The sequence below is a fragment of the uncultured Dialister sp. genome (assembly GCF_900538805.1).
Classification (GTDB): Bacteria; Bacillota; Negativicutes; order Veillonellales; family Dialisteraceae; genus Dialister.
On the sequence record NZ_UPZP01000036.1, the window covers coordinates 1 to 20058 of the forward strand.

Genomic DNA, 20058 nt, shown 5'->3' on the forward strand with positions numbered 1-20058 from the left:
CGCGAATAGCGAGCTATTTAAGGAGACTTATGACGTAGCATTGGATAAAAATACATATGAAATTCGATTCTGCGAATGAATCAGTGCTTCCCTAGCACTGCATACAATTTCAAGAATGAAAGCAAACACTGATTGAATCAGTGCTTCCCTCATAAAAAGATGAAATTGTATTTCAATACGTCACTTTCACCAGCGTAAGCCCCTGCGGCGGAGCAGTGAAACCGGCTGCCGCCCGGTCCTTTGCTTCCAGAATGATGGGGATATCCCCGGGTCTTTTCTTTCCTTCCCCGATTTCCACCAGAGTGCCGGTGATGATGCGTATCATATTCTGCAAAAAGCCATCGCCCCTATAGTCTATGGAAAGTTCTCCGCCCGAAAGGGTCAGGGAAATATCAAAAATAGTGCGGAGAGCGGATTTTTTAAAATGCTTGTTCCCGCAGAAGGAGGTAAAATCGTGGGTTCCCAGAAGAAGGACGGCGCCCTTCCTCATGGCCTCCACGTCCAGCCGCTCCCCCAGCTGCCACACATAGCGGCGGCGGAAAACATTTTTCTCCGCCTCCACCCGGATGGAGTAGCGGTAATGCTTTTCCTTAGCAGAAAAGCGGCTGTGGAACCTTTCATCCATGATGGTAAGGCCATGAATGGAAATGTCATCGGGAAGAGCCCTGTTCCATGCATCCTCAAGCATTTTCAGGTCATACGCCTCCTTTAGATGGAAATTGGCATACTGCCCCAGGGCATGGACGCCGGCATCGGTTCTTCCGGCGCCGATGACCTGCGCCTTTTCTCCCGTGATTTTCTCCAGCGTATCTTCCAGCTTTCCCTGGATGGTCTCCTTCGTCCGCACCTGCCGCTGCCAGCCTTCATAGCGGCTTCCGTCATAGGAAACAGTAAATCCGTAGTTCATCATAAGCCCTCCATTTCTGTTTTTCCTACTGTCTATTATAACAGACGCAAAGGGATCAAAGGGTTCAGAATGTTCAAAGGGTTCAGGGGGTGTGGTATCGCCCTTTCGACACGCCCTGACGGGCGTGAAGGTTCTTAGGTTTGACGGGGCTCCCGCCCCGAAGGTTCTTAGGTTTAACAGTCCCGGCGGGGCTAAGGGTTTTGGTATCGTCCTAACGGACGAAGAATCTGAAATCAGCGTTACGGGATTTGCCGCCGGACAGCGGACAGCGGGCAGCCGACAGCCGACAGCCGACGGCGGTCTCTATCCCACTAATTCCTTTTTGTCTCTTCTTCACATATGTTATAATAATATAGATTTCATTAGTATGTAACGGGAATAGATTTCTCCCGGGAAAGTGAGAACCCCTATGAAAAAAATGATGATTGCCCTGAGCGTGGCTGCTGCTATTGCTGCAGGTTCCATGACCGTTTCTGCAGAAAACTACTGGAAATACAATGACACCATTTCCATCGACATGGACGAAACCAGTGTGAAGACCACCACCAACGGCCACGAAATCCTCCATTTCGTAGCGGTGGAAGCCATTGATGGCGGCACCTGCACCTATACCTATGCCTATGACCGCACCGCCGGCACCATTCAGGTGGTGGAAATGGAAAAGGAAACGAAAACCCTTCACTACACCAGCAATTTCACTCCCACCTCCATCAATACCAATAACCCCGTCATCCGTGCACGGGCCCAGATGGCAGAAGCGGTATACCAGAGAAAGGTGAACCATAAGAAATAATGAACGTGGAGAAACCTGAAACGACTGTGGAAGTCGGCGAAAACCTCATCCATTTCATCGCCCGCTCGCCCTCCGTATTTCATGCAGTCCACGGAGTGAAGGAGGCCCTTCTCTATTCCGGATTTACGGAAATCCGGGAAGAAGACCCCTGGCATATTGAAAAGGGCGGGAAATACGTGGTCACAAGGAACGGAAGCGCCCTCATCGCCTTTACGGTGCCAAAAGAGGGGGCCCACTCCTTCCATATCATGGCCTCCCATGCCGATTCTCCCTGCTTTAAAATCAAGGAAAATCCGGAAATCAAGGAAGGCCCCTATGTAAAACTGAACGTGGAAGGCTACGGCAGCATGATTATGTCCACCTGGCTTGACCGACCGCTTTCCGTAGCAGGACGGCTCATTGTGCGGGAAAACGGCCACATTGCCCAGAAGCTGGCGGCCGTGGACGGCACCATGCTTGTCATCCCATCCGTGGCCATCCACATGGACAGGAACGTGAACCACAAAAAGGACTGGAATGTGCAGAAGGACCTTCTTCCTCTCTACGGTCTTTCCACTGAGAAAACATCCTTCATGGACGTCATCGCCGCTTCCGCCAAGGTGAAAACAGAAGACATCCTGGCCCATGACCTCTACCTTTACAGCCGGGTGCCCGGCACCATCTGGGGCGAAGAAAAGGAATTCATTTCCTCGCCGAAACTGGATGATCTGCAGTGCGCCTTCGCTGCTTTTCGCGGATTCATGCGGGGCAAAAAGGAAAAGCATATTTCCGTGTATGCCCTCTTTGACAACGAAGAAGTAGGCAGCGCCACCGCCCGGGGCGCCGGCTCCCCCTTCCTTTCAACCGTACTCAAAAGGCTGTCCTATTCCCTTGGCTATTCCTATGACGAAACCATGGCCATGACCGCCAGAAGCTTCATGATTTCCGCAGACAACGCCCACAGCGTCCATCCCAACCATCCGGAATATGCGGACCCCGTGAACCGTCCCGTCATCAACGGCGGCATCGTCATCAAATACAACGCCCAGCAGCGCTACGCCACCGACGGCCTCTCCGCCGCAAGATTCAAGGAACTGTGCAGAGGTCTTTCCATCCCCGTGCAGACCTTCACCAATCGGAGCGACAATCCCGGCGGCTCCACCCTGGGAAATATTTCCAATACCCAGGTCTCCATGCCCACCGTGGACATCGGCCTTGCCCAGCTGGCCATGCATTCCTCCTACGAAACCGCAGGCACCCTGGACACCGCCTACCTGGTGAACGCATCCATCCAGTTCTATAATTAAAAGAAACCTCCTTCGGGAGGTTTTTATTATTCCCTATTTTGATGATATAATGAGAGAAATGAGGGCCGTTTCGCAGCCCAGGTTCAGAGGGTCCAGAAGGTTCAGAGAGTTCAGAGGGTGGTGGTATCGCCCTTCGGGCGATGAATTTTATATGCCGCCTTCGGCGGCAGGTTCGCTACGCTCGCTCCCTCCTTTCCCATAGGGAAGGGGCTGCAGTAACCAAGGGGAAGCATGGCGCATTTCCTACACGCCGCAGGCGCGGTTGTATGGTTTTCGCTGCCGCGTCAGCGATACAACACTTCCCTCTGAACCAGCCCGCTCTGTGGGCTGAACCGGAGCCGCCCAGGGCTGCAGCCCAATGGCGGCTTGAACCCGGGCGCCAAAGGCGCCTGAACCTTTTCGCATTTCGGGAATACAACCTATCAGTCCACCATCCCACCAGCCCACTATCTCACCATCCAAAGGAGGTTATCCATGAAATTACGAATCGCACTGCTGCAGATGCATGTAGAAATGGGAAATCCCAGTGTTAATTTTGCCCATGCCAAAGAATTGATGGAAAGGGCCATGGAGAAGAAGCCGGACATTCTGGTGCTCCCGGAAACATGGAACACCGGCTTTTTCCCAAAGGCCAATCTGGCTGAACTGGCTGACGCTGATGGGAAGGAAACCTGCGAACTTCTTTCTTCTATGGCTTCCCGTTTCAACGTCAATATCGTCGGCGGCACCACGGCCGTGAAAGTGGGAAATGATATTTATAACCGTTCCTATATCTTTGACCGGACGGGCAGCCTGGTGGAGAGCTATGATAAAATCCATGGCTTCTCCCTGTCCGGAGAGCCAGGCTTCTTCCGCATGGGCAACCATCTGGCCCATTTCGAGCTGGATGGCCTTTCCTGCTCCATGGCCATATGCTACGACATCCGCTTCCCTGAACTCATCCGGCGGGAAGCGCTGGAGGGAGTGGACCTTTTCTTCGTACCCGCCGCCTGGCCTAAAATCAGGAATCATCACTGGGTCACCCTGAACCGGGCCAGGGCCATTGAAAACCAGTTCTACCTGGCCGCCGTAAACCAGGCCGGGAAATCGGGAGATACGGAATACGCCGGAGAATCCCTGCTCCTTGACCCCTGGGGCGAGGACATATGCCATCTGGAAGGCGACGAAGAAATCGCCTTCGGCCGGGTGGACACCGATGTGATTCACGAGGTGCGGAGCCGGATCAACGTGTTCCGCGACCGCCGCCCGGACTGGGATAAAGTAGAATAAATTTCTTCTCTTTGAAAACAGACCGGAGGATTTACCATGAAAAGCAGCAGACCTTCCGGCGAGAAGGGACAGGACATCATAGAATATGCCCTTCTCCTGGCCATCATCACTTCCCTTGGCTTTTTCATTTACAGCCAGCGTTCCATGGCTTCATCCATTTATTCTGTTTTTAACCAGGCAGAAAGTCTGATTGAGACAGGCGCCCGCAGGTCATCTCCCGACTATAAGCCCTTCCTTGATTCCATCAGCTCTGCCATCAGGAGCAGAACGTTATTTCTGAAGGAAAATGAATATATCTACTCCGGCACAAAGGCCGGCGATACTCTGGCAAAGCAGCTGGGCATTCCCGATGACGAAGGAGATGCATGGTCCATCGGAAGAGTAACCAACGAGAAAACAGACACCTACCTTCTTGTCATATATTCCGCTGCCGCCAATGACAATTACCCCATTTCCAAAAGAGAAACTGAATGGGAAGTCTATGGGCCCGGCGGTTCCAAACTGGCTTCTCACGGGGCGCCTCTTCCCGTAATACCGGTAACCAAGTACGGCTTCAAGGCTTTCACCGGAGAGGAAAATAATGAATATGCCCGAGGCTCCTCCGTCTTTGGCCGGGGCAAAGAAGCCATGGTAGTCAAAGGGCCCGAAGGCAGGAACACGGTCCGCTGATAAAGTCCTGCAAAAGGTGTTCCCCCCATTCAAACTAATCATACCCCCATGAAATTATGCGGATTTTATATTTTCATAGACAGGAGAACTTTCATAGGATAGAATAATATCCATTAAGAAAGAAGGTGCATCCCATGGGGGAAAAGAACATATCTATAGGTGAAAAAGGGCAGGATCTGGTCGAATACGCCCTTCTCCTTGCCATTATCGCAGGTATTGGATTTCTGATTTACAGCCAGAGCCGCATGGGGGATTCCATCCGCACCGTTTTCAACAATGCAGGCAGTCTTATGGAGAACGCGGCAGAAAATAATCATCCCAAAAATGAAGATACTCCTCAGTCCATTCCCGATATGATTGGCAAAGCCATTCAGAATAACGATAACGGGCTGGGTTCCCTTTTGAATGCAAACTCTACCCTCTATATCTATTCCGGAACCGAAGCCGGGAAAAAGCTGGCTCAAGAGCTGAACATCCCCTTTGAGCAGGGAGATATATGGTCATTAGGGAGAGAAGTAACTGCTAAGAATAATTACTACGTTTTAGCTTACTATTCTTCTCAAAACGGCCCGATTTCAAATTATGCCAGCAAAAGCCCCACCTGGAACTGGCGGGCTGACAGCAGCGGTAGAACGACAGCTCGCAGCGGTGATCTTATTTCCGTACCTGCAAAGTACTATGTCTACGACCCGGCCACAGGGCAGCAGATTACTTCCGGCTATTACAGTTCTCGGAACACAGCCACCCTGGTGTATGCACCGGGCACAGGAAAGGAATATACTATCCGATAAATTGCATGCAAAAAGCGGTACTCCATGATGAGTACCGCTTTTGTATTGCCGGATTTAGAAATGATAATTCAAACCTACGCCTACGCCGCTTTCATTGTCTACATCATCCCTGTCGTAGTAGGTGTAGTTCACGTCGATATCAAAGGAAGTAGGTATCAGGTCCAGCGCAAGGCCTGCCTTGTACTGCCGCTCTTCGCTGGACACAAGAAGCCCTGCATAGGCATCCAGAGGGCCCAGCACATTGGCTTTTCCTTCAATGAGTCCGAACATTTTCGCATCCCGGTCATAGTAGTTCCGGCTGCCGGCACCTACGTAGACATGACCGATTTTATATTTCGCATACACGTCCGTTTCATTGCCCCGGTTGTTCCAGTGACGGTATTCCGCGCCTACTGCCAGTTTGGGAATGGGCTTCACTTCGATGTGGGCGCTGTGAATGCCGTCGGCGGCGCTGTTGTATCCATATCCCACTTCCGTATCCATAATGCCGCCAAAAGCGCCGGCCATACCCGTGCCTGCCAGGGTCAGGGCGGCGGCCATGCATAAAATCTTTTTCATAGAGGTCCTCCTTTCCAAACAGTATTTACACTTTTATTATATACTAAAATGGCTGAAAAATTAAGGACTTTTAAGAAAGAATAAAAAGGGTTTCCTATGGAGATAATACGCAATCACCCCACGCTGAAAGGGAAACTTTCGCAACCAGTTTCCTGCCGCTATGCTCCGCCAATGTCCCATGCCGGACAGGAAACTTTTCGCCAATAGTTTCCTGCCGCCATGCTCCACCAATACCCCATGCCGGACAGGAAACCTTTCGCAACCAGTTTCCTATCATCATGCTCCGCCACTGCCCCACGCCGGATGGGAAACCATATAAAAAAGACTGTGAAGAAATGATGACCATTTCTTCACAGTCTTTTTTATTTCATAAAGCGGAGTCCATTACTGCTGGCTCTTTTTTACATTGGCGTTCTTATAGCGTGCCTGGCGGGAAAGGACCATCTTTCTCATGCGGATGCTCTTTGGTGTGACTTCCACCAGTTCGTCATCGTTAATCCATTCCAGTGCAGATTCCAGGGTGAACTTGCGGCATGGCGGCAGCTTGATGGCTTCGTCGGAGCCGGAAGCACGGGTGTTGGTGAGGTGCTTCTTCTTGCAGGGGTTCACGTCCATGTCCTGGTCTCTGGAGTTTTCACCCACAATCATGCCTTCATAGACTTCGACACCCGGTTCCAGGAAGAGTTCGCCTCTGTCCAGGATAGAGTTCAGGCCGTAGGCGGTGGTGACACCTGCTTCAAAGGCCACCAGGGAGCCTCTGGTCCTTTCAGGAATGTCGCCCTTGTAGGGTGCATAGCCCTGGAAGACATGGTACATGATGCCGGTGCCTCTGGTGGTGGTGAGCAGTTCATTTCTGAAGCCGATGAGGCCGCGGGCGGGGATGGAGAATTCCATCTTCATGTAGCCTGCCAGTTCTTCCATGGAGATCATTTCCGCTCTTCTGGGTCCAAGGCCTTCCATGACGGCGCCCATGAATTCCTGGGGCACTTCAATGGTCAGTCTTTCCAGCGGTTCGCACTTCTTGCCATTGATAACCTTGTAAATAACCTGGGGTTTGGAAACTTCCAGTTCAAAGCCTTCACGGCGCATGGTTTCGATGAGTACGGAGAGATGAAGTTCGCCGCGGCCGGAAACCTTGAATGCATCGGAGGTGTCCGTGTCTTCTACGCGAAGGGCCACATTGGTTTCGATTTCTTTATAAAGACGGGCACGGATGTGGCGGGAGGTGACGAAGTCCCCTTCCTTGCCTGCAAAGGGGCTCTTGTTGACATGGAACACCATGGACAGGGTAGGTTCATCGATGTGGATGGACGGAAGGGCTTCGGGGTTTGTTGCATCAGCTACGGTCTCGCCGATGTTGATATCCTTGAAGCCTGCCATGGCGATAATGTCGCCGGCCTTAGCTTCCTGCACGGGAGTCCGTTTCATTCCCTGCCAGGTGAAGAGGGAGCCGATATGGTCGCTGCGGATTTTGGTGCCGTCGGTAATGGCTACAGGCATACCCTGTTTAGCGGTGCCCCGGGTGAGACGGCCAATGGCTACCTTGCCCAGGTAATCGTCCGCTTCCAGTGTGGTCACCATAACCTGCAGGCCGCCGTCGGGATCCACGTCCGGGCAGGGGCAGTATTTCAGGATGGCATCAAAGAGGGGTCCCAGGTCCTTGCCTTCATCATTCATATGGAGCTTGGCAATGCCGTTTCTGGCGGAGCAGTAAATCAGTGGGAAATCCAGCTGGTCGTCATCTGCTTCCAGTTCGATGAAGAGGTCCAGAATTTCGCCTTCCACGTCGGAAATACGCTGGTCCGGACGGTCGATTTTGTTGATGACAACGATAGGTTTCAGCTTATGTTCCAGTGCCTTTCTCAGCACGTACTTGGTCTGGGGCATAGGGCCTTCATGGGCGTCTACCAGAAGCAGTACGCCGTCCACCATGTTCAGGATACGTTCCACTTCGCCGCCAAAGTCAGCATGCCCTGGGGTGTCGACGATGTTGATTTTGACACCGTTGTGCATGACAGAGGTGTTCTTTGCCAAAATGGTAATGCCTCTTTCCCTTTCCAGCGGGTTGGAGTCCATGACACGTTCTGCCACTTTCTGGTTGTCCCTGAAAACATGACTCTGTTTCAGCATGGCATCGACAAGAGTCGTCTTGCCATGGTCGACATGGGCGATAATGGCAATGTTGCGGATATCTTCTCTTTTCATTCTTTCTTTTTCCCCCTCGGGTATACTGCAAAAATCAATGTATCTTTGTTATTATACCACAAAGACACAAAGCTTTTTCATATCTAGAAAATACAATTTATTATACCATGGTTTTTCCTGTTTGAGAAGAAAATTTTTATCCCCATTTCTGCTGAAAAGGGCCGTGAAAAACGATTATCATTTTATCACGGCCCCTCAGCATGAAGTGCAAACCCTAATCTATAGATGAAGGTTTATGTTCCCTATGAAATTGCTATTTCATCATTTTCCACCATTCCCTGAAGTGCTGCGTTTCATCGCCCATATAGACGGCTTCCCCGATTTCCGGTGTAAGGAGGTGGAAGGATTTTCCCTCTGCCGCCTCTTCCATCCTTTCATAGGGTTCCTGCCAGGTGTGGATAGAGAGGGCGTACTTGCCGTTGTGGCAGGGAATGACTGTCCTGGCCCCTATTTCTTCCGCTGCCTTTGCGCTTTCCTCAGGCAGCATATGGACGGAGTGCCAGTTTCTGCTATACTGGCCGTCTTCCATCAAGGCCAGGTCAAAACCGCCAAACTGTTTTCCAATATCCCGGAACCTTCCGTCATAGCCGCCGTCACCGCTGTAGTATACCTTCCGATTTGGAGTGATGAAGGCAAAGGAAGCGGGAAGGGTCTGGTTTCTTTTAAGCATCCGTCCGGTAAAGTGGCGGGTAGGAAGCACCCATATGGCAAGGCCATCCAGCTTCACCTCTTCATTCCAGTCAGCTTCATGGATTTTGGACAGGGGATAGCCCCATTTTTCGTAGTATCCCCCATTGCCAAGGCCCGTCACCACATACTTTACCTTCGGCTCTATTTTCTTCACGAAATCATAGTCCAGATGATCCCAGTGGTCATGGGACAGCACCATCACGTCCAAATCATCGGGAATGTCGTCCGGACCGTATACATTGCTTCCATCAAAGGCCCCGGCAATGAATGGAACAGGCGAGGCGTACCGGGCAGATACGGGATCAATCAGTATTTTCTTTCCGCCTATCTGCATATAAAAGGAAGAATGCCCCATCCACACCACCACGTCTTCCTCCCGGGGGATGGATTTCAGGTCCGTCTTTTCATGCCGCATAGGTTCCTCCGGCATATTGACGCCGGCGGTGGGGAAAAAGAAAGGCTTCCAGAAGGACATATCCGCCTCCACCTTTTCATGGGGCACGTCAGGCCGGAATTCCCCGTCCCTGTAATGGGGCGACGCTTCTATGCGGGCCCGTCGTTCCGGTGTCATCAAAGGGTCCATCTCGTCCCGGTTGATGAACCAAAAGCCCGCCAGCAGGAGGCAGGCCGCCCCCAGAGCTGCGATTTTAAACAAAGAAAGCATAATTTCTCCTTTTATAGAACCATATGATTTCATTATACCGGTTAAAGTTCACTTGAAGTCAATCGATGGCAGAGGAAATAAAAGATTTACAGGCCTGCTTCCTGCCTGTACAATGAAGGAAAGGAAATCATCAAAAAGAAAAGAGGCTTTGCCATGATTAAAATCGCCACCGCCCAGATTGATGTGATTCCCGGAAACATTCGGGAAAACTGGAAACAGATAGAAGAGGAAATCAGAATGGCCAGAGAAAAAGGCGCCCATATCCTGGTGCTGCCGGAAATGTGCCTCACCGGCTACCTCATCGGCGACCTGTGGGACCAAAGCGCCTTTCTCCGGGAATGTGAAGCCTATAATGAAAAAATAGCCGCAGCAGCCAGGGGTATGACCATCCTCTGGGGCAGCTGTGCCATAGACTGGGAGAGAACAAATGACGACGGCAGACCTAGAAAATACAACGCCGCCTTTGCCGCTGCCGATGGGCATTTCCTCGTTCCGGAAAATGGAAGTCACCCCTATGTCATCAAAACCCTTCTTCCCAATTACCGCTGCTTCGATGATCGGCGCTATTTCACCTCCCTTCGCCAGAAGGCAATGGAAGAAAATCTTCCCGTAGAAGACGCTCTCACCCCCTTCCTTCTTCCTGCCGGTGAAGAGACCATCCGGGCCGGCGTCCTTCTCTGCGAAGACAGCTGGGACGAGAACTACAGCCTATCGCCCATGTCCATTCTGGCGAAGAAAAACATTTCCCTTTTCTTCAACCTCTCCGCTTCCCCCTTCACTTTGGGCAAAAATGAAAAGCGGCACCGCATGCTGGGCGCCGCTCTCTCCAAACTGCACATTCCCATGGTCTACGTGAACCAGCGGGGCCTCCAGAATAACGGAAAAACCTGCTACACCTTCGACGGCATGACCGCCGCCTATGACCGGGAAGGCCGCCTTACCGCCGAAGCCCGTCCCTATGAGGAGCCCCGGTGCTTCTTCCTTTTTGACCGGGAACATGGAAATCTGATTCCTGAGACCCCCATGGACCCCTTTCGATGCAGTCTCCTCCTTCCGGCCCTCCGCTACGGGGTGAAGAAGTTCCTTTCCTCCATCCACGTGGACCGTGTGGTCATCGGCGTATCCGGCGGCATCGACTCCGCTGTCAACGCTGCCCTCTACCGCTCCGTCCTTCCGGAGGGTCATCTGCTGCTGGTGAATACGCCTACCCGCTTCAATTCGGAGATGACAAAGGGCCTGGCCAAAAAGCTGGCAGACAATCTGGAATCCCCCTATCTCACCATTCCCATCGGCTCCTTCATCGATGAAACCGCCGCTGCTTTGGAAGGGCTTCCCGTTGGAAGCGGAAATATCCACCTCACCGGTTTCATGAAGGAAAACATGCAGGCCAGGGATAGGAGCAGCCGCATCCTTTCCGCCCTGTCCGCCGCCTTCGGCGGTATCTTTACCTGCAACGCCAACAAAACGGAAATGACCGTAGGCTACGGCACCCTCTACGGCGACCTGGCCGGCGCCCTGGCGGCTACGGCGGACCTTTGGAAGTACCAGATTTATGAACTGGGAAGAGCGCTGAATCAATGGTACGGGAGAAACGTCATTCCCGAAGGGATTTTTACCGTAAAGCCAAGCGCCGAGCTCTCTGAAAACCAGGACGTCACAAAGGGTTTGGGGGATCCCCTCATTTACGAATACCATGACTACCTCCTGAAAAGCTTCATAGAACCCTGGCAGAGAAATACGCCGGAGGATATCCTTGGCTGGTACGCCCATGGAAATCTGGAAGAACACCTGGGCTGCCAGGTAAAGGTGAAAGATCTTTTCCCCACAAGCGCCGATTTCATCAAGGATCTGGAACGCTGGTGGAACCTCTTTGCCGGGTTTGCCGTGGCTAAAAGAATCCAGGCTCCCCCTCTCATCGCCATCAGCCGCCGCCCCTACGGCTACGACCTGCGGGAATCCCAGGTCCGTCCCTACTATACGGACCGGTATCTGGAGATGAAGAAGAGGATGCTGCCTGCAGAGTCATAATTTATGCAGTGTCTTCATCGTATAGGTTCAAAGGGTTCAGAGGGTTATGGCGGCGCCTTGGGGGCGCCATTTTATAAGAAAAAGTAAAAAAATCTTTTTTCCAGCACAAAAAAGCAGCCCGTAAGGACTGCTTTTTGCATGGAAAAACTCCTGATTTGTCCCATGCTGATACGCGGTAGGGCTCAGGCTGACTTTTTCGGTGAATCGGCCAGGGGCAGCCGCCGAAGCGGAATGTCTGTGTCGTCAAGGAAAATAAATGAAAGCCATAATTGCCACCAGGATTTCTAACAGGTTTTTCCTCAGGAGCTTTTCAGTTTTCGGTATACCGGAGAAAGGCGATGAATATTGGAAGTTCCTTTCCCCTCCCCCTGTTCCTTATAAGGATGTGCACATGACAGAAGGAAGAAGAAAATCCCTTCAGGGCCCTTTCGCCTTTCTCTATTTACATAGTCAAAATGCAGAAGAACTGTATCACAAAGAACAAGGATAGAAGCGTAAATTCGACCTTCTATCTTCTACTTTCTATCTTCTAATTCCTATCCTTCACCGCCCGAATGCAGAAAAGAGGCGCCGGGTCATAGTCCCACTCTTTGGACAGGTGGACCAGGGGACGGATATCTTTTTCCAAAGTCACTTCAGAAAAGCCCAGGGACAAAAGTCTTTCCACGTCCCAGCCAGGGCGGCGGTGGGTGCTGATACGGACGGAGTCCTTCAGTTCCTGGCAGAGCTGAATCAGGCTGTCCTCTACGCCGTGGTGGGCATTTTTAGCCAGTCTGGAGGTGACGGTGAAATCCATGGGGCCGTAATCGGTGTCCATGTTGAGAAGGACGCCGCCTTTTTTCAATACCCTGAGCCAGGATGCATAGGCTTTAGGCACATCCGGAAGATTCCAGGTCACATTGCGGGTGACGATGGCATCAAAGGTATCGTCCGGAAAGGGCAGATTCATCACGTCCCCCTGCACGAAGGAAATGGCAGCGCCCTCCCTTTCTGCATTGGCCGCTGCTTCCTTCAGCATGTCCGATGAAAAATCAAGGGCCGTCACCGTGCATCCGGAAAGGGAAAGGATAATGGCCAGAAAGGCAGGCCCCGTGCCTGCATCCAATATATGAAGGGGCCGGCCCTTCGGAAGCCTTTCCAGCAGAAACGCTTCCCAGGCCTTCCTGTCCGGGCCGGACAGTTCTTTCCTTCTGAGACTGCTGTAGCCGCGGCTCCTCTGATTCCAGTAACCCCTGTTTTTCTCTTCGAAATGGTCCATCTCTTTTCCCTCTCTCATAATCAAAAGGCCGCTTCATCTGCGGCCTTTTTTGTAATGTTTTATCAGCCCTTCAGTGCTTCGTCAAATACACCTTTCACTGCTTTTTCAATGGTTTCATAATCCATACCGGGCTTGGCTTCAAAGTACTTCTTTCCTTCTATGAAAAGGCTTGGTACGTAGTAGTAGTCCTTTCCATAGGGCGCCGCCAGCTCAGGCTGGGTGGTCTCATCGATTTCCTCTACCTTCACATCTTTGTACTTTTCCTCCTGCTGCAGAAGGCCGATGGCCTTTCTGGCTTTGGCGCAGTAGGGGCAGCCGGGAATTTTAATCATAATTATGTTTTTCATAGGAATGCCTCCTTTATATTTATTTCCATAAATATAGAATACACTAAACTCTTCTCTTTCACAAGTATTTTATAGGGAGGCCGCTTTGCGGCCAGGGTTCAAAGGGTTCATAAGGTTCAGAGGGTTCAAAGGGTGAGTGGATTGCCCTTTGGGTCAATAAATTTTATATGCCCCTTACGGCAGCGGGAAGCCCTTCCCATCGCGCTTCCTGCGGTAAGCGGAGCCGGCAGCCCCACCATTCAAAAAGCAGGAAAGGCTCTCCTTTCCTGCTTTTCTATCAGTCTTCCCTGAAATAGGGTTTGAAATTGGATTCGTGAATGTTTTTGCCATTGTTCTGGCGGGGCTGTCCGGAGCGGTTTTCGAAACGGCGCGGTCTTTTGCCTTCAAAGCGGCGGCCGCCTTCGGAGTTTCTTCTTCTCCTGGGTCTGTCTCCGTCGAAGTGGCGGCGGGGCGCTCCTTTGCGCCTGCGGAAGTTGGGCATTTCTTCCGTAATGTTTACCGGCGTCACGTCGGGCTGTTTGGTGAGCAGCTTGATGGCAGCGGCTACGAGGGATACAGAGTCCACATCGTTTAAGAGGTCCTCCGCGCTTTCCCTGTATTCTTCCAGACCGCCGCCCTGGGCAGTGTCGGAAAGGCTTTCGATAGCAGCCTTCTGGTTGCCTTCGATGACTTCGGAAAGGGTAGGCACGGACCGTCTCTTGATGCGGCGGCGGATAACTCTTTCGATGTCCCGGAGCTGTCCCATTTCCCTGGAAATGACGAAGGTCACTGCCAGGCCCGTCTTGCCGGCGCGGCCGGTACGTCCTACGCGGTGTACGTAGATTTCCGGATCCTGGGGCATATCGAAGTTATACACATGGGTGACGCCGGAAATATCAAGGCCCCTGGCTGCCACGTCGGTGGCCACCAGGATATCGATGGTGCCTTCCTTGAACTGGCGCACCACGGTGTCACGCTTCTGCTGAGAAAGGTCGCCGTGAAGGCCTTCTGCCATGTAGCCCCTCTTTTTCAGGGCTTCCGTCACTTCGTCGCATCTTCTCTTGGTGCGGACGAATACGATGGCCAGTTCCGGGTCCTGCATATCCAGCAGACGGCAGAGGGCGTCAAATTTCTGGCGGTCCGGAAGTTCGATGTATTCCTGTTCGATGAGGTCAATGGTTACAGTGGCTGCCTTGATTTTCACCAGTTCCGGTTCCTTCAGAAATGTTTCAGCCAGCTGACGGATGGGTTCCGGCATGGTGGCAGAGAAGAACATGGTCTGTCTTTCCTCCGGAATACCGGCCAGAATGGTGCGGATATCATCGATGAATCCCATATCCACCATTTCGTCCCCTTCATCCAGCACAAGAACCTGTACATGGGACAGGTCAATGGTGCCTCTCTTCATATGGTCCATGAGACGGCCCGGCGTAGCCACAATGATGTTTGGATGCTTCCGGAGAGCTTTGAACTGCCTTTCAATATCCTGCCCGCCATAAATAGGAAGGGCGTGGATAGGAAGGTACTGGGCCAGATGATTGATTTCTTCCGCAGACTGGATAGCCAGTTCACGGGTTGGCGAAAGAACAACAGCCTGGGGTCCCGGCTTGGATGTGTCAATCCTTTCCAGGATGGGAATGCCGAAAGCCGCTGTTTTGCCGGTGCCGGTCTGGGCCTGGCCGATGAGATCCTTTCCGGTCATAGCAATCGGAATGGCTGCTTTCTGGATGGGGCTTGGTTCTTCAAATCCCATATCCTCCACTGCCTTCAGTATTTCCGGTGCAATTCCCAATTCTTTAAAAGTGTCGTACATGTTTCCTCCTGTATGCGTTCATGGGTACGCGGGCATCTCGCCCAATATAAGTAAAAGCAGGCCTTTATATAAATAGTTTCCATATACCGGAAGGGCTGACAAAATGAGTTTCCTTACGGCATATCTTCCCGGTTCTATACCGGGGCATTAAGGAAGCACTGATTAATTCACAGAGTCTGCTTTCATAAGAAATTTTATGCACTGCTTCGTCATGGGATTCCTTAAATAGCTCGCTATTCTCGTCATCCCATTCCTTGCATTGCATAAAATTTCAAGAATGAAAGCAGACATTGATTTAATCAGCGCTTCCTTAATGGATGCCAAAGAGGGCTGTGAAAGATGAAATTTCTTTTACGGCTCTTTTTTAGTCCTGCTTCATGAATCATGAAAAAATAGAAGCGGCAGGGGAGCAGTTTGAGGGCGTTTCGTTTCCTGTTTCTGCTTTTGATTCATTTATGAAGAGGTATAGGTACTGGCAAAAATGGGCTGTAAATGGTATTATTAAAATTATAGCGATATGTATTTTTCTATGGGAGAGTATTCATGAAAGCTTATATCCGTATCAAACATACCGGGGAGTTTTATGATCCCAGCTGTTATTATGCTTATACCGGCTGCAGGGAGCTGGAGATTCCTGTGGTGAAGTACAAGGCGGTGTATTCTATTACGGATAATGAGCCGGAAGATCCGGTGGTGGGGACGGTGTCGGATGTGAAGGTGGCGCTGGAGCGGTTCGGCGTGAAGCTTACGCCCCTGGACTATCCGGATGAACTTCTTCCTTTTACGGGCCGCAAAATCTGGAAATCCACGCTGTTTACCATTACCAGCCACCCCGAGGACTGGCATGTGTTTGTGAAGCCGGTGGAGGATATCAAGCGGTTCCATGGCACGGTGCTGGATAAGTCGGAGGATCTCATCAAGCTGGGCGGGGGTCTGGAGGATATCGATGTATGGTGCAGCGAAAAGGTGCGCTTTATTTCGGAATGGCGCCTGTGGGTGCTTCATGGGGAAATTCTGGGACTTACGCCGTACAAGGGCCGGTGGGATGTGTTTCCGGATGTGAATATCCTCCGCAGGTCCGTTGCGGCCTATACATCGGCGCCTGCCGGTTATGCTATTGATTTTGGCATTACCGATGAGGGAAAGACGCTTCTGGTTGAGGTGAGCGACGGGTACTCCCTGGCCAGCTTCGGTCTGTCGCCCCGTTTATATATGAATATTCTGGCTGCCCGCTGGAAGGAACTGACTTCTGCCGTAGGAGGGAAGTAAAATTTCCGGGTCTCTATAAGCACTGATTGACTGAGTTATTGTATGTTTCTCATTTCTGTCGGTGCTTTCTTACTCTATGAATGAATGTTTGAGGGGAATGCCGGTGAAACCGGATTCTGCGGATTCACCGCTTTCCCGGGCAATGTGAGGAGGATTATGGCTGCTTTTAATGAGTTTATCCAACAGTTGAAAGAGAATATCAATCTGGCAGACCTTATCGGCTCCTATGTGCCTTTGAAAAAGCATGGACGGTATTACATGGCTTCCTGTCCCTTCCACGGACCGGAGCGGACGCCTTCTTTTGCGGTTTCGCCGGACAAGGGATTTTATTACTGCTTCGGCTGTCACGCCAGCGGCGATGCCATTACTTTTGTTGAGAAGATGGAAAATCTCACCTTTATGGAGGCGGTGCAGCGGCTGGCTGATTATGCCCACATGGAAATACCGGAGCGTGAGGAATCACCGGAGGAAAAGCGGCGGGCGGCGAGGGCCCGGGAGCTTCAGTCGGTGACGGAGCTGGCGGGGTCCTATTTCCACAGCTGCCTCACCAGAACCCAGATGGGGAAGGCGGGCCTTGCCTATTTCGACAAGCGCCATCTCACCATGGAAACCATCGAAAAGTTCAAGCTGGGATTTGCACCGCCGGACTGGTCCAAGCTTTACCGCGATTTCACGACTAAAAAGAAAATCGATGGCAGCCTTCTGGTGGATGCGGGGCTCTGTGCCAATAAGAACGGCCATTACTACGATGTGTTCCGCAACCGCTGCATGTTTCCCATCTGGAACCTGAAGGGGAAAATCGTGGCCTTTGGCGGCCGCGTCATGGATGACAGCAAGCCCAAGTACCTGAATTCACCGGAAAGTCCCATTTTCAATAAACGGCGGCTCCTTTTTGCCATTTACCAGGCACTGCCCACCATCCGGGCAAAAAAGCAGGCCATCATGGTGGAGGGGTACATGGATGCCATTTCTCTCCATGCCCACGGTGTGACCAATGCGGTGGCCTCTCTGGGCACGGCCTTCACCATTGAACAGGCCCGTCTTTTGAAGAAGTACGCGGACGAAGTGGTTTTCAGCTATGATATGGACGCAGCCGGGCAGAACGCCACGAAGCGGGCGCTGGAAATCGCAGGCTCCGTGGGTTTGAAGCTTCGGGTGGTTCACTTGGGAGAGGGCAAAGACCCCGATGAATTTGTGAACCTTCATGGCGGCGATGCGTACCTGGAGGCGGTGAAGCAGGCGGAGCCGGCCATGGATTTCCTGTTCCACTCCCTTATGAAACAGTACGACAGCACCACCCTGGACGGGCAGCACCATATCCTGGACGACATGTTTTCCGTCCTTCTGTCCACGGGAGACGCTTTCCAGCTGAACGCCTTCATCAAGAAAATGGCCCGGGCCATGCACATGGACGAAGGCATGATTCGGAGCGAAGCACTGGTATACGCAAAGAAGAACAACTCCAATGTGTATATTTCCCAGAACGTGCCGGTGGAAAAAGAAGAAATCGACATGAATCCGCTGAAGAAAAGGCAGAGGCTCCTGGAAGCCGGTTTCCTCAATTACTGTCTGGTATACCACATGCTGCCGGAGGGCTGGGAGGAACTTGACCGGTACCAGTTTGCCGATGAATTTCATGGACGGCTTTTCCAGCTGTTGAAGGACATGCAGGAAAAACACCTGCCCCTTTCGGCGGAAGCGGTGGAAGGCATGCTGCCAAGGGAGGACATCGGCCGCCTGGCGAAGCTGCGCATGGAAGGAGAGCAGCCGGGGTCCGTGCCGAAGGAAGAATATATCTGGCCCATGAAGAAAATCTATCTGCAGGAGGAGTACCGTATTCACACGAAAAGAGCACAGGAGCTGATCAGCAGCGACCCGGAAAAAGCCAGGGAAGAACAGCTGCTCTGCATTCAGCTGACGAAGGAAATATTGGCTTTGAAATAAGGAATTCAGAATCACAGGGGCGCCTGTGGGAATGTTGCGGGGAAGATTTCCTGCCGGTCCGGAAGAGGGGACGCAGGGGAAATCGTTGAAAGACCGCCGTTTCCCAAGCCTAGTTAAGGGGGGATACTATTATGGCAGTACAGGATGAAAGATTGGAGCAGTGGATTCATGAACTGACCGCAAAAGCAGGGAGCGGTACGATTTCCAATAAGGACATCATGGAGCTTGTATCGGAAAAGAATCTGAGCGGGGAAGACCTGTCCAACCTCTATGAAGCCCTTCACGACGACCACTACGAAGTGAGCTTCGACGAGGACGTGTCGGAAGAGGATATGGACTTCCTGGAAGAGGAAGAAGAACTGGAAAAAGAAGTGAAAGAGGCGGAAAAGGAACCGGTTCCCGACATCGACAACACCGTCACCATCGATGATCCCGTCAAGATGTACCTGAAGGAAATCGGCGCCCTGAAGCTTCTGGACAGCGAAGAGGAAATCGTGCTGGCCAAGCAGGTGGAAAAGGGAAGCCGCGACGACGCCACGGAAGAAGAAAAGGCAGAGGCCCAGGCAGCGAAAAAGGAATTGGCGGACAGAAACCTCCGCCTCGTAGTTTCCATTGCTAAAAAGTACCTGGGACGGGGCCTCCAGTTCCTGGACCTCATCCAGGAAGGCAATCTGGGCCTCTTGAAGGCAGTGGATAAATTTGACTACACCAAGGGCTATAAATTCTCCACCTATGCTACCTGGTGGATCCGCCAGGCCATCACCAGAGCCATTGCGGACCAGGCAAGAACCATCCGCGTGCCGGTGCACATGGTGGAAACCATTAACAAACTGAACCGCATTTCCCGCCAGCTCCTTCAGGAAAAGGGCAGGGAAGCCACCAACGAAGAACTGGCCAAGGCTATGGGCGTTTCCGTCGGGAAAATCAGGGAAGTCAAAAAAATCGCCCAGGACCCCATTTCTCTGGAAACGCCGATTGGCGAAAAAGAAGACTCCCATCTGGGCGACTTCATCGAAGACCATGAAGCCATTGCCCCTGACGATGCGGCGGGCTCCATCCTCCTTAAAGAACAGATCGAAGAACTCCTGCAGGGCCTTACGGAAAGAGAAAGACAGGTTCTGGAACTCCGCTTCGGATTAAAGGACGGGAAAACAAGAACTTTGGAAGAAGTGGGCCGCTACTTCGACGTCACCCGCGAAAGAATCCGGCAGATCGAAGGAAAGGCGCTGCAGAAACTTAAAAAATCCGCACGGAACCTGATGGTTAACCAGTAGAGACACGTCCTTTGGGCGTGAGGGCTGACGGCCCTTCGGGCCGAGGTTTGACAGGCCTGCGGCCTGAGGGTTCTAAAGTTTGACACGGCCTTTCAGGCCGTGAGGGTTGTGGTGGGCGGCTGCGCCGCCAGTATGATAAAACAACTTTAGTGGGCTGGTGGGCTAGTGGACTAGGAAAACCATACAACCGCGCCTGCGGCGCGATGGAAATGCACCCCTATCCCCGCCTGCGGCGGTACTTCCCCCGGAGGGGGAAGTTTGCTCTCCGCTCAGCTTTTAAACTCAAAAGCAACTCAAGGCATAGCGCCGCTAAA

The 20058-nt window shown here is 52.0% G+C and carries 17 protein-coding genes; 10 read left to right on the top strand and 7 right to left on the bottom strand.

Going from position 1 to position 20058, the window contains the following annotated elements:
• Window positions 1-172: 172 nt before the first annotated feature.
• Window positions 173-910 carry a tRNA pseudouridine(38-40) synthase TruA gene (gene truA / locus QZQ29_RS04895; protein WP_296960480.1) on the bottom strand — a complete coding sequence of 246 codons (738 nt, stop codon included), beginning with the start codon at window positions 908-910 and terminating at the stop codon, window positions 173-175.
• Window positions 911-1316: 406 nt separating this feature from the next.
• Between truA and QZQ29_RS04900 the strand changes: the two genes are divergently transcribed.
• The 5 genes from QZQ29_RS04900 (at window position 1317) to QZQ29_RS04920 (ending at window position 5715) form a co-directional block, all read left to right on the top strand.
• Window positions 1317-1700 (top strand): hypothetical protein, encoded by a 384-nt coding sequence (locus tag QZQ29_RS04900; RefSeq protein ID WP_296960483.1) that lies wholly within the window; start codon window positions 1317-1319, stop codon window positions 1698-1700.
• On the top strand, window positions 1700-2986 hold the full coding sequence (locus QZQ29_RS04905) for a M18 family aminopeptidase (protein WP_296960485.1): 1287 nt from the start codon (window positions 1700-1702) through the stop codon (window positions 2984-2986). Before QZQ29_RS04900 ends, QZQ29_RS04905 begins: the two co-directional genes overlap by 1 nt.
• A 474-nt stretch (window positions 2987-3460) precedes the next feature.
• Window positions 3461-4255: a carbon-nitrogen family hydrolase gene (locus QZQ29_RS04910; RefSeq protein WP_296960488.1), complete on the top strand. Its 795-nt coding sequence runs from the start codon at window positions 3461-3463 to the stop codon at window positions 4253-4255.
• Window positions 4256-4291: 36 nt separating this feature from the next.
• Window positions 4292-4924 (top strand): hypothetical protein, encoded by a 633-nt coding sequence (locus QZQ29_RS04915; RefSeq protein ID WP_296960490.1) that lies wholly within the window; start codon window positions 4292-4294, stop codon window positions 4922-4924.
• 134 nt (window positions 4925-5058) lie between these two features.
• Window positions 5059-5715, top strand: a complete 657-nt coding sequence (locus QZQ29_RS04920; protein WP_296960492.1) for a hypothetical protein — start codon at window positions 5059-5061, stop codon at window positions 5713-5715.
• Between the two features lie 54 nt (window positions 5716-5769).
• On the opposite strand, the gene QZQ29_RS04925 is transcribed toward QZQ29_RS04920, so the two are convergent.
• From QZQ29_RS04925 to QZQ29_RS04935, 3 genes are all read right to left on the bottom strand, one after another.
• Entirely contained in the window at window positions 5770-6273 is a 504-nt protein-coding gene (locus tag QZQ29_RS04925; RefSeq protein WP_296960495.1) for a transporter, read from the bottom strand.
• A 384-nt stretch (window positions 6274-6657) separates the two neighbouring features.
• Window positions 6658-8478 carry a translational GTPase TypA gene (typA, locus tag QZQ29_RS04930; protein WP_296960496.1) on the bottom strand — a complete coding sequence of 607 codons (1821 nt, stop codon included), beginning with the start codon at window positions 8476-8478 and terminating at the stop codon, window positions 6658-6660.
• A gap of 253 nt (window positions 8479-8731) precedes the next feature.
• On the bottom strand, window positions 8732-9832 hold the full coding sequence (locus QZQ29_RS04935) for an MBL fold metallo-hydrolase (protein ID WP_296960498.1): 1101 nt from the start codon (window positions 9830-9832) through the stop codon (window positions 8732-8734).
• A 153-nt stretch (window positions 9833-9985) separates the two neighbouring features.
• On the opposite strand from QZQ29_RS04935, the gene nadE reads away from it, so the two are divergent.
• Both nadE and QZQ29_RS04945 read left to right on the top strand, forming a co-directional pair.
• Window positions 9986-11860 (top strand): NAD(+) synthase, encoded by a 1875-nt coding sequence (gene nadE / locus QZQ29_RS04940; RefSeq protein ID WP_296960501.1) that lies wholly within the window; start codon window positions 9986-9988, stop codon window positions 11858-11860.
• Between the two features lie 256 nt (window positions 11861-12116).
• A complete protein-coding gene (locus QZQ29_RS04945) occupies window positions 12117-12350 on the top strand; it encodes a hypothetical protein (protein ID WP_296960503.1) in 234 nt (77 codons plus the stop codon).
• Window positions 12351-12389: 39 nt separating this feature from the next.
• On the opposite strand, the gene QZQ29_RS04950 is transcribed toward QZQ29_RS04945, so the two are convergent.
• The 3 genes from QZQ29_RS04950 to QZQ29_RS04960 form a co-directional block, all read right to left on the bottom strand.
• Window positions 12390-13118, bottom strand: coding sequence for a class I SAM-dependent methyltransferase (locus QZQ29_RS04950; protein ID WP_296960506.1), 729 nt, complete (start codon window positions 13116-13118; stop codon window positions 12390-12392).
• Between the two features lie 62 nt (window positions 13119-13180).
• Window positions 13181-13465 (bottom strand): glutaredoxin domain-containing protein, encoded by a 285-nt coding sequence (locus QZQ29_RS04955; protein ID WP_296960508.1) that lies wholly within the window; start codon window positions 13463-13465, stop codon window positions 13181-13183.
• Between the two features lie 277 nt (window positions 13466-13742).
• The gene (locus tag QZQ29_RS04960) at window positions 13743-15257 is read right to left on the bottom strand and encodes a DEAD/DEAH box helicase (protein ID WP_296960510.1); all 1515 of its coding nucleotides are present in this window, start codon (window positions 15255-15257) and stop codon (window positions 13743-13745) included.
• A gap of 543 nt (window positions 15258-15800) precedes the next feature.
• Here QZQ29_RS04960 and QZQ29_RS04965 point away from each other — a divergent pair.
• From QZQ29_RS04965 to rpoD, 3 genes are all read left to right on the top strand, one after another.
• Window positions 15801-16526 (top strand): ATP-grasp domain-containing protein, encoded by a 726-nt coding sequence (locus tag QZQ29_RS04965; RefSeq protein WP_296960512.1) that lies wholly within the window; start codon window positions 15801-15803, stop codon window positions 16524-16526.
• A gap of 156 nt (window positions 16527-16682) precedes the next feature.
• Window positions 16683-18470, top strand: coding sequence for a DNA primase (dnaG, locus tag QZQ29_RS04970; protein WP_296960514.1), 1788 nt, complete (start codon window positions 16683-16685; stop codon window positions 18468-18470).
• Window positions 18471-18601: 131 nt separating this feature from the next.
• Window positions 18602-19744, top strand: coding sequence for an RNA polymerase sigma factor RpoD (gene rpoD / locus QZQ29_RS04975; RefSeq protein ID WP_296960517.1), 1143 nt, complete (start codon window positions 18602-18604; stop codon window positions 19742-19744).
• Window positions 19745-20058: the final 314 nt, after the last annotated feature.